This window comes from Exilispira thermophila (genome assembly GCF_055389015.1).
The window spans coordinates 2,082,356-2,094,830 of the sequence record NZ_AP042476.1 but is presented as its reverse complement, the minus strand read 5'-3'; the positions used below and the strand labels follow the sequence as shown (position 1 = coordinate 2,094,830).

At 25.4% G+C, this 12,475-nt stretch carries 10 protein-coding genes; 5 read left to right on the top strand and 5 right to left on the bottom strand.

What is annotated here, in order from left to right:
* Positions 1–15: 15 nt before the first annotated feature.
* The 3 genes from hflX to ACZ5EC_RS08810 form a co-directional block, all read right to left on the bottom strand.
* Positions 16–1,167 (bottom strand): GTPase HflX, encoded by a 1,152-nt coding sequence (hflX, locus tag ACZ5EC_RS08820; RefSeq protein WP_464302112.1) that lies wholly within the window; start codon positions 1,165–1,167, stop codon positions 16–18.
* A gap of 190 nt (positions 1,168–1,357) precedes the next feature.
* Entirely contained in the window at positions 1,358–2,614 is a 1,257-nt protein-coding gene (locus ACZ5EC_RS08815; RefSeq protein WP_464302111.1) for a class I SAM-dependent RNA methyltransferase, read from the bottom strand.
* An 83-nt stretch (positions 2,615–2,697) separates the two neighbouring features.
* A complete protein-coding gene (locus ACZ5EC_RS08810) occupies positions 2,698–3,462 on the bottom strand; it encodes a hypothetical protein (protein ID WP_464302110.1) in 765 nt (254 codons plus the stop codon).
* A 308-nt stretch (positions 3,463–3,770) separates the two neighbouring features.
* Between ACZ5EC_RS08810 and rny the strand changes: the two genes are divergently transcribed.
* From rny to ACZ5EC_RS08795, 3 genes are all read left to right on the top strand, one after another.
* Positions 3,771–5,375 carry a ribonuclease Y gene (gene rny / locus ACZ5EC_RS08805; protein ID WP_464302109.1) on the top strand — a complete coding sequence of 535 codons (1,605 nt, stop codon included), beginning with the start codon at positions 3,771–3,773 and terminating at the stop codon, positions 5,373–5,375.
* A gap of 94 nt (positions 5,376–5,469) precedes the next feature.
* Entirely contained in the window at positions 5,470–6,273 is an 804-nt protein-coding gene (locus ACZ5EC_RS08800) for a TIGR00282 family metallophosphoesterase (protein WP_464302108.1), read from the top strand.
* 149 nt (positions 6,274–6,422) lie between these two features.
* A complete protein-coding gene (locus ACZ5EC_RS08795) occupies positions 6,423–7,661 on the top strand; it encodes an MFS transporter (protein WP_464302107.1) in 1,239 nt (412 codons plus the stop codon).
* A 98-nt stretch (positions 7,662–7,759) separates the two neighbouring features.
* Here ACZ5EC_RS08795 and ACZ5EC_RS08790 read toward each other — a convergent pair whose 3' ends face one another.
* Positions 7,760–8,518 (bottom strand): purine-nucleoside phosphorylase, encoded by a 759-nt coding sequence (locus tag ACZ5EC_RS08790; protein WP_464302106.1) that lies wholly within the window; start codon positions 8,516–8,518, stop codon positions 7,760–7,762.
* A 194-nt stretch (positions 8,519–8,712) separates the two neighbouring features.
* Positions 8,713–9,780, bottom strand: coding sequence for a BMP family lipoprotein (locus ACZ5EC_RS08785; RefSeq protein WP_464302105.1), 1,068 nt, complete (start codon positions 9,778–9,780; stop codon positions 8,713–8,715).
* A gap of 247 nt (positions 9,781–10,027) precedes the next feature.
* Here ACZ5EC_RS08785 and ACZ5EC_RS08780 point away from each other — a divergent pair, with 247 nt between their 5' ends.
* A complete protein-coding gene (locus ACZ5EC_RS08780; RefSeq protein ID WP_464302104.1) occupies positions 10,028–11,359 on the top strand; it encodes a GntP family permease in 1,332 nt (443 codons plus the stop codon).
* A 421-nt stretch (positions 11,360–11,780) separates the two neighbouring features.
* A complete protein-coding gene (locus ACZ5EC_RS08775) occupies positions 11,781–12,440 on the top strand; it encodes a tetratricopeptide repeat protein (protein WP_464302103.1) in 660 nt (219 codons plus the stop codon).
* Positions 12,441–12,475: the final 35 nt, after the last annotated feature.

The following is a 12,475-nucleotide window of genomic DNA, read 5'->3' as shown; positions in this document are numbered from 1 at the left end:
TAAATGATTAAAATATTACGCAATAGTAATATTTTTAAAAAAGTTTTTTAAATAAACCTTAAGTTCTTCAATTCCTTCACCAGTTTTTGTAGAGATAAAAAAAGCATCTTTATATTGTTTTTTCAAGGAATTTAAAATTATTGAATAATCATTTTTTATTAAATCGATTTTATTAAATACTAAAATATAAGGGATTTTATCACATTTAATTTCCTTTAGTGTATCAAAAACAATTTTTAGATGATCATTAATAAAATCAGAAGTTGAATCAACAACAATTAATAATAAATTGGAATATTTAATTTCCAGCAAAGTTGTTTTGAAAGAATCAACAAGGTTATGTGGTAAATCCCTGATAAAGCCAATTGTATCAGATAAAATTGTGTATTTGCCATTTCCTAAATAAAATTTTTTACTTTTAGTGTTTACTGTTGAAAAAAGTAAATTCTTTGCTTCCTGTTTTGCATGACTAAGTTTATTTAAAAGAGAAGTTTTCCCTGCATTAGTATATCCAACTATTGAGATCTGAGAAATGTGCTCTCTATTTTTATAAATAGTATGAAAGTGAGTTTCGTATTTTTTTAGTTTTTTATTTAAAAATGAGATCCTTTTTTCAAGATTTCTTCTATCAAGTTCAAGCTTTTTTTCTCCACTTCCTTTTATCCCTATCCCACCTCTTATCCTATCATATTTGTCATATGAACCAACAAGCCTTGATTTAATGTATTTTAAATTAGCAAGTTCAACTTGAATTTGTGATATTGCAGAATTTGCCCTATTAATGAAAATTTCATAAATAAGTTCAGTTTTTGAAATAATTTTATGCCCCAGGATAGAAGTTAAATTTTTTTGTTGTGATGGAGAGATATCAATGTTTAATATAAAAAGTTCAGGATGATACTCTTTTGCTATTTCTAAAATTTCATTGATTTTTCCTGAAGATATAAAATATTTTGGATTAATTTTTTTTATTACAAAGTTTATAATATTACTACTATTTATTATTTCAATATTAGCTGCTTTAGACAAGGATATAATTTCATTATTTATCTCAGTTGCCCATATTTCGGAATAGTTTTCTTTCTCAAATACTGGAATATAAAAAGCTTTAATTCCTTCATTATGACTTTTATTCTTTAAATTTTTATTATGTTTATGTTTGTTCATATATTAATTTTTACCTTTATTTAAATTTTTTTATTTTTATAGTTATTTTTATTTATATTTATTTTTTTTATCAATTTTCTATTATTTTATTTATCATTTATTTTTATTCTTTTATTTTATCTATTTTTAAATTCGATCTAACAATATTTTTAAAATAGTTTTGATTTTATATTTTTTTATTTTTATCTCTCTATTTTAATTCAAGAACACCAATAACCTCAATATGGTAAGTTAAAGGGAAATTATCTATCATCTTTAAATATTTTAGTTTATAGTTATTTTCTATAAGAGATTTTATATCTCTTGCAAAAGTTGAGGGATTACAGGATACATATATAATTTTTCTTATTTTTTTACTAATAATGTTCTTTATTATATTGTTAGTTAGCCCAGCTCTTGGTGGATCGACTAATAATGTATCAATATTATCTATTGAAGAAATGAATTCTTCTGAATCCATTGCTTCAAAAGTTGTATTAAAACTATTTTTTATATTGGATTTTATTTTTTCATTAAAAATATCATAAGTTTTAAAACTATTAATTTCAGTAGATGAATTATCTCCTAAATTTGAATAAATATTATATATTGCATTATTAACTGCATTTTTTGATAACTCGCATGCATAAATATTTTTTATATTTTTATTTTTTATTATAGGTAAAGTAAAAAATCCAACACCAGCATATAACTCAACAAATGAATCTATTCCTTCATCTATAAATTCAACAACATCTTTTTGAAAAGTATTGTTATTAAACCTATTTACCTGGAAAAAACCATCTATATCAACTCTATATTTAAATTCATTGACATCATAAAAAGCAAATTTATCATTTTTTAGAGTAGGAATCCCTTTTTGATAAATTTTATCACCAAGCCTTATTCTAAAACCTTTTGTAAATAGAAAAATATCTTTTTCAATTTGAGATAGATATTTGTTCATTTCTTCTGGCAAAAGTTTACAAAATTCATTAAATGGGATAATTTTTAAACTTTTGCTTTCAAAAAATCCCAGATTTCCTTTATGATCTACTTTTAAAATAGCATTATTTCGATATCCAAATCTATTTTTAGACTTTAAAATTGAAAAGGGGAGTTCATTTAAAATAAACTCTTTTGTAATTTTTGTATCTTTTTCTAATATTTCAAATAATATTGCTTTTTTTAATTCAATCTCATAATCATAATTTGTATGACCATAATTGCACCCGCCACATTTTGTAAAAACCGTGCAGTGAAAACCTGATCTTTTAGGTGAAGGTGTAATTATATCGATTACTTTTCCAAAAGCAAAATCTTTTTTCCCACCTGTTATCTTAACTTTTATTTTTTCAGAAGGTAAAGTGAATGGTACAAATATCACTTTTCCATTTGAAAGTCTTCCAAGACCTGCACCGGTATTAACAACTTTTTCAATGGTTATAATTTCTTCTTTTGAATCCATAAATTAAGTAAAACATAAAAATATTAATTCACAATTAGATAATTTTAATTAATAGAGTTTTTAAACCAAAATAATACTATTTATTATTTTTTACTTTCTTCTTCTTCAGAATCAATTTTATCAGATTCTATTTTCTCATCTTTTTTGTTTTTAGTTTTATTTTTAGTTTCAGTTTTTTGATAATCAGTTTCATCTTCTGGAGGTACAACTTTAATCCCCCCAATAAAGTTTAAAAAATTATCAAGTTCTTCTATATCTTTTATGTAAAGAAAGAATAAAACAATAATTGGCCCTAATGTGAAAGATTGAAAAATGATTTTAAGCAATAACTGAATACTTCTAGCATTAAATACTTTTGAAAGAGGTAAGAAAATATTACCAAATATTGTAATAAGTAAAAAGTAAGAAATCATTCCCCATAACATAGTATTTAAAGTATTATTTTTATGTAAATTAATAATTGATTTGAAATATTCAACAGTTAAAGCCATAGAAAGTGTAAAAATAAATCCAAATATAGCAAAATTAAATGCTAATGATACAGAATTATATGATCTAAATACAGCTGGTGAGAAAATAAGGAATACAAAAAAACTTAGTAAGGAAATTATTGTAAATTTAAGTAAATTTAAATTCCAATTTTTAAAAGAAGGAACTTTTTTTATAGTTTCTGTAAGAAATAGAGAAATATATGGAATTAAAACAAAAACATAACTAAAAATAATATTTTTAAATAGTGAATCTGAAATTTCAGAAATTAACCAGAAAAAAGTACCAGCAATAAGTGTAAAAACTAAAAGTTTTGTATCAGGTTTCAAATTTTTTAATTTTTGTATTAAAGTGCTCATATAAAGCTCCTGTTTATAAGTATTAATTTATTAGTAAATATAAATTTGTTATTATCTTTTTTCAAGTAAATGATAATTATAAAAATAGGTTTTGTCAATTTTTTTATTTATTTTTTAAAAAATCTTTTATCCTTTAATTTATACAAGTTTTAAATTTGTTGGATAATAAAAAGAAATAAAATAGGGTTTTAAAATTTATGAATTTATAAAATTCTTGATTTATTAAAAAAATAATATAATATTTCTTTATAACAAAGTATGAGAATTATCTTTGTTTTAATTTATAATATTACCGTGAGGGGGAAAGTATGGAAAGAGGAATTATTCCCTCTCTCATCATTGCGATTATTGGAGGAGTAGTTGGATATATTATTCGAATAGTATATGCTAAATACAAATTAGTTACTTCAGAAACTAAAGCAGAAGAGATAGTTAAGAATGCAAAGGAGGAAGCACAAAAGTTATTAAGAAAATCTGAAGCTGAAAGTAAAGAAAGATTACTTGAAGCTAAAGAAGCTATTCTTAAAGAGCGAAGAGAATTTGATAAAGAAATAAAAGAAAAAAGAAATGAATTATCTTCTTATGAGAGAAGATTAATCCATAGGGAAGAAAATCTTGAAAGAAGAATTGTTAATCTTGAGGAGAAAGAAAAGAATTTAACTGATAAAGAATCATTTATTAAGATAAAACTTCAAGAAATTAGCGATAAAGAAAAAAGTATTGATAAAGAGCTTGAAAGAATAGCTAATCTTACCAAAGAAGAAGCAAGAAGAAACTTGGAGGCAAGAGTTAAAGCTGAAGTTGATGAAAAAATGCTTGAATATTATAATTCAACAATTGAAGAAGCTGAACTTAATGCTGAAAAAAAAGCAAAACATATTCTTGTTTCAGTAATGGAAAGAATTGCTTCCGAAACAACAAAAGAAACTAACATTACCAACTTAACTCTTCCAGATGATGAGATGAAGGGAAGAATAATTGGTCGAGAAGGTAGAAATATTAGAACATTAGAAAACTTATTGGGTGTTGATATTATTATTGATGATACACCTGAAGTTGTTACTATTTCTGGTTTTGACCCAATTAGACGAGAAATTGCAAAAATCACAATGTCAAGACTTGTAAAAGATGGTAGAATACATCCTGCAAGAATTGAAGAAGTTTATTTAAAAGTAAAAGGTGAAATTGAACAAAAGATTTTTGATGAAGGTAGTAATGCTGTTTATTCTTTAGGATTACACAATGTTCCAATGGAAATTATTAAGCATTTAGGAAGACTATATTTTAGAACTTCATATGGTCAAAATGTTTTGTATCATTCTATAGAAGTTGCAAGAATTTCAGCATCAATTGCAGCAGAGATTGGTGCAAATGTTGAGATAGCTAAAAAAGGTGGTCTGTATCATGATATCGGTAAGGCTATTTATACTGAAGAAGGGAACAAACATGTTGAAGAAGGTGTAAAACTTCTTAAATCTGTAAAAGAAAATGAAGATGTTATTCAATGTGTTGCAAATCATCATGAATCAAGTGCGTTTTTACCTGGAGAATTAAAGGATTATAAAGAAAAGAAAACAGAACCTATTGAAGCTATTATTGTTAGAATTGCTGATACTGTTTCTTCAGCAAGACCTGGTGCAAGGTTTAATGAAGGTGCATGGGAAGATTATATTAGACGAGTTGAAGAGCTAGAAAAAGAAGCTAAGAAATTTGATGAAGTTGAAAAAGCTTTTGCAATTCAGGCAGGAAGAGAAATAAGAGTATTTTTAAATATAAATACTCCTGAAAATAATGTAGAAAAAATTGCAAAAGAGTTAAAGAAAAACATTCAGTTAAACAAATTTATAAAGTATCCTGGAAGGATTAAAATTACTGTAATTAAAGAAACAAGACAGGTTGAATTTACAGATTAAAGTATTGTTAATATAATAGGATTATTATTTATATATGTTTTAGGTTATCTATTATATTGAATTTTTTGTTTTAAATTTTATTTTGGAGAAATGGTTGAAAATTAAAATAATTTGTTTAGGTGATATAATAGGAAAAAAGGGAAGAGGGCTTTTAAAAGCCTATCTTCCCTATCTTATAAATAAATATGAAGCTGACTTTGTAATTGTTAATGGAGAAAATGCAGCAGGTGGTTTTGGACTTACTCCAAAGATTGCTGACGAATTTTTAAATAATAATGTTGATGTAATCACTTCTGGAAATCATATCTGGAGAAGAAGGGAAATTTTTGAGTATTTAAACAATTCAAATAGAATTTTAAGACCATTAAATTATCCAGAATCAAGTCCAGGTAAAGGATATTCTTTGATTCAAAAAAATGGGATAAAATATCTTATAATAAATGTTCTTGGTAGTGTATATATGGAAAGTATTATTCCACCTTTTTATTCATTTAACAATTTTTATAATTCAAATAAAGAGTTATTTAAGAAAGCTGATGTAGTAATTACTGATTTTCATGCTGAAGCGACTTCTGAAAAAATTGCATTTGGATATTTTTTACAGGATAGAGTAAATCTGGTTTTTGGAACTCATACACATGTTCAGACAGCTGATGAAAGAATTATTTCTGAAAAAACTGCATATATTACTGATATAGGAATGACTGGCCCAATAGATTCAGTAATAGGAATGGATAAAGAGATTATTTTATATAAATTTTCTAACCTTATACCAAAAAGATATAAAATTGCTGAAGGAAAAGGGATTATAAACGGTTGTTATTTTGAATTTGATCCTGTTAATAAAAAAGCTCTTAAAATTGAAAGAATTAAAGTTGTTGAAGATCAGAAACTATAAAACCTTAATCAATCTAAAATCAATGTTTTATGAATTAGATTATGAGATAAATAAAATCTTTAAGATGAATATAATTGTAGTTTTAAAAATGAATATAATTGTTGTTTAAAAAAAAGAATACAAAAAATAATTCCATTAAATAAATGTTAATGAAAATAATAAAGATTAATGATGTTAATAGAAATTATTTTGCTTTCCTCTGGCATGCATTATTTCTAGCTTTAGCAAAAAATTTTACAGAAGTTAATACTATCTTTACCTCAATGATACTAAAAGCAGGTGGAAACAACATTCATCTTGGGATTTTGACTGGAATCCTTGTTGGTGGAGTTGGATTTATGCAGTTATTTTTTATAGTTTTTTTATATTCTAAAATTTATAAAAAAAATTATTTAATAATTGGGATAACATTAAGATTTTTATCTTTATTCTTTTTAAGTTACTTTTTTTTACGAGTAGAAAACTATCAAAAAAATTTTGTACTTTTTTTTATCTTTTTTTTAAGTTTAATTTTTTCATTCAGTGGGGCTTTTGCAGGAATTAGTTATACTGATATTTTGGGAAAATCCCTTAAAGGGGATTTGAGAAAATCTTTTTTTACTACAAGACAAATTGTAAATAGTATAGGTATTTTATTAACAGGATTTATTGTCAGGGAACTTGTCAAAAAATATTCTTATCCCCTGAATTACAGTATTCTTTATTTTATTGCAGGGTTTTTGTTATTTTTAGCATCTTTAGGATTCTGGGCTATAAAAGAAACCCCTAATAAAATTGATTTAGATACTTTAAAAAAAGGGTCCTTTTTTAAAACTTATATTCAGATTATAAAAAATGATAATAATATAAAATATTATATTTTACTTTTAAATACTATGAGTTTTGGGATATTGATTATCCCATTTTATGTATCCTATTTTAAACATTTAACAGGATTAACAGGAAAAGATATTGGAAACTTTTTAATATTACAGGTTTTAGGAATGTTAGTATCTTCTTTTATATGGAAATATATATTGAAAAAATATAATTATAAGTTTTTAACTAGAATTTATGTTTTTATGGGAATCCTTGTTATTTTTCTAGCTATTTTACTTTCAAAATATGTGAAAATATTTCCTGTTGTTTTCTTTTTAGGAGGATTTAATTTAACAGCATACAGGATTATTTCACCTGGAATTTTACTTGAAATATCAAATGATTCTACAAGAAGTTTATATACAGCAATTTCTGGTGCTGGAAATTTATCTTTAATACTTATTCCCCTTTTGAATGGGTTATTAATTCAAGCTTTAGGTTATGTATTTGTTTATATATTAAGTGCTATTGCATTAATATTCTCCTTATTTATAATCAAAAAACTAAATTGTACTTATTCCTATTTATAATAGTTGTGTTAATTTTTGGATTTATTAGTTTTCAATAAAAAATTGAAGATTATATTTTATATTAAAAAAATATATAAATTTAAAAAATATATAAATTTTTATTCAGAATTTTTAGTAAGATAATCATAATTTTCTACAATTGTATCCAGAGCTAATTCAGTCATATTATCAATTCCTTCAAGTAATTTATTTTTATCAATCCATACAACTTTATGTATTAGTTTATCACCTTTCTTTTCAAATAGTGTATCACTAATTGTTAAAATGCTTGCAGCTTTAATGTTATATTTAGCAGCAATTGCAAATAATGCATAAGTTTCCATCTCAACTGCTAAAGTGTTATATTCAAGATATTTTTTTAATAATTCTTCATTTTCTTCATACAGAAAAATAGAGGTTAAAACTGATCCCATGTAACTTTTTATGTTTTTTTTAATAGCATTTTTATATAATATATTGGAAAGTTTGTAGGTAGAAGAAGCAGAAAATCCACCATTGTTGAAATTATGATCCCATAATTGGTGACTTATATGAGCAGTTGTAGCAATAACTAAATCAGTAGCTTTTATATCAGGATTAATTGCACCAGCTGTTCCAATTCTTATCATTGATTTAACATTTAACATATTTAATTCTTCTGCAACAATAGCAAAAGAGGGAATTCCCATTCCAGTAGTTTGAATGCTGATTTTATAACCTTTATAAAAACCAGTATAACCTAACATAAACCTTTCATAAGTATAAAGTTTAGATTTTGATAAAAATCTTTTTGCTATGTATTGTGCTCTTAAAGGGTCTCCAGGTAAAAGAACAACTTTTGCAATTTCGTTTTCTTTTGCTTTAATTACCACTGGCATTTTAAGCTCCTTTTGAGAATAAAGAGAAATACAAAAAATAAATAATAAAGATAAAAATTATATGTTAAAATAAAATATTAATAGATGCTTGTATAAAAACTTATAAAATTAATATTTTTTATTTAAAATATGTATTAGAACAAGAAAAAAGAGGCTATCCCTTAAGATTAAAGATAGCCTCTTAAAAAAATGATTTATCCTTCGTATCCAGCTTCTTTTCTAGTAGAAGGAACTTTGATTGTGCCATTTTTGATGCCTTCAATAGCTTTATTTACAGCATCTTTAACTTCTTGTGGAATTATAGAGTCAAAAGAGTGGAAAGGAGCAATACCAGTTGCACCTTCTTTAATACCAAAAACAAGATTATTTCCACCTTTTAAGGAACCATCAAGTAAATATTTGATAACAAGATAAACAGCTTGAGTTGTTTTTTTCAAAGCAGAAGTAACAACTGTATCTGGTGCTATGTAATTTTGATCAGCATCAGCACCTATTGCCAGTATATTTTTTTCTTTAGCGCCATTAATTACACCAAGTCCTGTTAATCCAGCAATCTGCAAAACTATATCAGCACCCTGTTCAGCTAAAGCAATAGTTGCTTCTTTTCCTTTAGCCTGATCATTAAATGCACCAGCTACAATAGAGATAACTTTACAATCAGGATTAACTGATTTTACACCTGCATAAAATCCAGCTTGATATCTTTCTACAGGAGGGATATCCATACCCAGAACAATTCCTACAACATTTTGATCATTTAGTTTATCAGAAATAGATGCATATTTTTTAGTTAAAAGACCAGCAACAATACCTGTTAAATATCCAGCTTCTTGCTCTTTGAATAAAATACCAATAGCATTTTTAGGTGCTGTTGAAGGATCAACAAAAATATCAACACCCCCAAAATAAGTATCAGGGTGTGTTTTAGCTGCTTCTACCATTGCATCAGCCATTAAAAATCCAACAGCAAAAACAAGTTTACATCCATCTTCTGCCAAACCAGAAAGATTTGGTATATAATCTGTTTGTTGTTTTGATTCAACTAATCTAGCTTCTATTCCAAGTTCACTTTGTCCTTTTTGTAATCCGGCCCAGCATCCATCATTGAAAGATTTATCACCAAGTCCTCCAATATCTGTAGCCATACCAACTAAAATTTTTTGCTGTTTTTCATTGTTTCCACTTTTTCCAGCAATTAAAAAAAATGAGGTAAGCATAAGTAAAAAAATCATAGAAATAAGAAAAATTCTTCTTGTTTTCATAAAATCTCCTTAAAATATTTATTAAATTAAATTTTTTCTTCTTTTCAATATATTTTAATAGGTTTTGACAATATTTCAAGATTTTTATCAAAAAGATTGTTATATAAAACAATATTTGACACTTGAAAATAAATTCAAAAGATTATTGAAAAATGTTTAATTGTATAAAAAAATATAAAAATTATATTGACTTTTCAATGTTTGGGATTATCAATAAAAATAGACAAAAAAAGAAGGGGGTTTTTTTATGGTTTCAGGTCTTGTTGCACTTATTTATCTTGTTATTGCTATTTTGCTGATTATTTATTTAACAGCAAAGACCAAATTAAATGCTTTTGTAACATTGATTTTAGTTGCATTTTTATATGGTCTTTTTGTCAAAATGCCACTTGTTGACATTGTAAAGAACATTAGAAATGGATTTGGTGGTACTCTGGGTTATATTGGTATTGTTATTGTTGCTGGTACAATTATAGGGACAATACTTGAAAAAACAGGTGCTGCTTTGTCTATGACCAATGCAATATTAAAGCTAGTTGGAAAAAATAGGTCTCCTTTAGCTATGAGTATTGCAGGGTATATTGTTTCTATTCCTGTTTTTTGTGATTCAGGATATGTAATTTTGACACCATTAAATAAAGCTTTAGCTGAAGAAACTGGTAAATCTATGGCTGTAATGGCAGTTGCATTAGCAACAGGGTTATATGCTACACATAGTCTTGTTCCACCTACACCAGGACCAATTGCAGCAGCTGGTATATTGGGAGCTGACCTTGGTTCAGTTATAATCTGGGGTCTTGTTGTATCAATTCCAGCTATGTTAGCAGGCTACTGGTGGGCAATAAAAGTTGCAAAAAAATATGATATTAAAGCTCAACTTTCAGAAACTTATGATGATTTAATGAAAAAATATGGGAAATTACCTTCAGTATGGCTTTCATTTGCACCTATAGTTGTTCCTATTATTTTAATCTTCTTAAAATCTATAGCTGATTTTCCAACTGCTCCATTTGGTAAAGGTGGTGCTAAAGCATTTTTTGATTTCATAGGTGATCCTGTAACAGCTCTTGTTCTGGGAATATTTATAGCTCTATTTTTAGTTAAAAAGAGTGATTTAAAAGAAAGTGTAAGTACATGGATGGCTCAAGGTGTTAAAAATGCTGCATTAATTTTAGTTATAACAGGTGCAGGTGGTGCATTTGGTAAAATTTTAAAAGCATCTCCAATGGGTGCTTATTTAGGCCAGGTTTTAGCAAACTGGAATTTAGGTATATTTTTACCTTTTATTATTGCAGCTGCATTAAAGACTGCTCAAGGGTCTTCTACTGTTGCAATAATTACAACATCTTCAATAATGGCACCATTAATTGGTAGTCTTGGGTTAAATCCTGTATTAACAGTACTCGCAATTGGTTCAGGATCAATGATTGTTTCACATGCAAATGATTCATATTTCTGGGTAGTATCACAATTTTCAGATATGGAAGTTCCTATTGCTTACAAAGTTTATACAACTGCAACATTGGTAGAAGGGGTTGTTGGAATAATTGGTGTTGCAATTTTATCAATTTTCCTCTAAACTTTTTAAATTATACTTTAAAAATAATGGGAAATTAATAACTAAAGAAAGTTATATAAGGAACTTGTTTTAAAAAAAAATAAAAAAGCAATTTATTGATCTATAAGGTGAGGGTTCATCCCTCACCTCATTTTTAAATATTTAAATAGAAAATTTATATTAATGATTTTGTTTAATATTATTTAATATATAAAATATATTATTTAAACAAATATTTCAAATAAACTATTTAAACAAATAATTTAAATGAAGATCAATATTAATGTTGATAAAGGGATATGGTGGTTTATCATACTAAAATACGATGAAAATTTATATTTACAAAATTGATTAAAAGATATAATAATTACTTGTGGTTAAATAAGATAAATGAAAATAAAAAAATCTATAATTATTGTTTAAAATATTATCAGGAGAAAAAATGAAAAACTTACTTACTAAATATTATACTCATATGGGTTTGAATGCTCTTGTTGAGAGTAAATTTGAAAAGGCATATAAATATTTTAAAAAAATTTTAAAACTTAATCCTGATAAAAAGGGAGTTAATTTAAATATTGCAACTGCACTTTTAGGTTTGAGAAAATATGAAGAAGCTGAAAGACATTATCTGGAAGAATTAGCAAAGTTTGGTGGTAATTATTATATTTTTAAATCATTAGCTGAACTTTATTATATCTGGGGAAAAAGAGAAAAAGCAACTCAATTTTTTGAAAAAGCTTTAACAAAATGTGCATTTGAAAATGAAGAAAAATTTATTAAAAAAAGAATTAAACTATTAAAGGATGAAGATAAATATAATAAAATGTTAAAAGGGTATGATTTGTTTATTAAAGGAAATGAATTAATGGATAAAAAAGAATATGATGATGCATTAAAGTTGTTTTTGGAATCAATAAAATATGATGCGATAAATCCATTTGCTTATAATAACATTGCAACAATTTATATGAACCATAAAAAGGATTATAAAAATGCATTAATTTATTTTGAAAAAGCATTAAAAATATTTGAACAACCTGTGATTAAAAAAAATTATTTAAAATTAAAAACATACTTACAAAGTAAAAATAATTCTTGATTTATAGATTATAAAATCATTAAAATAAAAGGATT

What these genes read in the sequence shown, in the direction of transcription:
- hflX (WP_464302112.1), bottom strand. Translation starts at nt 1,167, where the DNA reads ATGAACAAACATAAACATAATAAAAATTTAAAGAATAAAAGTCATAAT.
- ACZ5EC_RS08815 (WP_464302111.1), bottom strand. Translation starts at nt 2,614, where the DNA reads ATGGATTCAAAAGAAGAAATTATAACCATTGAAAAAGTTGTTAATACC.
- ACZ5EC_RS08810 (WP_464302110.1), bottom strand. Translation starts at nt 3,462, where the DNA reads ATGAGCACTTTAATACAAAAATTAAAAAATTTGAAACCTGATACAAAA.
- rny (WP_464302109.1), top strand. Translation starts at nt 3,771, where the DNA reads ATGGAAAGAGGAATTATTCCCTCTCTCATCATTGCGATTATTGGAGGA.
- ACZ5EC_RS08795 (WP_464302107.1), top strand. Translation starts at nt 6,423, where the DNA reads ATGAAAATAATAAAGATTAATGATGTTAATAGAAATTATTTTGCTTTC.
- ACZ5EC_RS08790 (WP_464302106.1), bottom strand. Translation starts at nt 8,518, where the DNA reads ATGCCAGTGGTAATTAAAGCAAAAGAAAACGAAATTGCAAAAGTTGTT.
- ACZ5EC_RS08785 (WP_464302105.1), bottom strand. Translation starts at nt 9,780, where the DNA reads ATGAAAACAAGAAGAATTTTTCTTATTTCTATGATTTTTTTACTTATG.
- ACZ5EC_RS08780 (WP_464302104.1), top strand. Translation starts at nt 10,028, where the DNA reads ATGGTTTCAGGTCTTGTTGCACTTATTTATCTTGTTATTGCTATTTTG.
- ACZ5EC_RS08775 (WP_464302103.1), top strand. Translation starts at nt 11,781, where the DNA reads ATGAAAAACTTACTTACTAAATATTATACTCATATGGGTTTGAATGCT.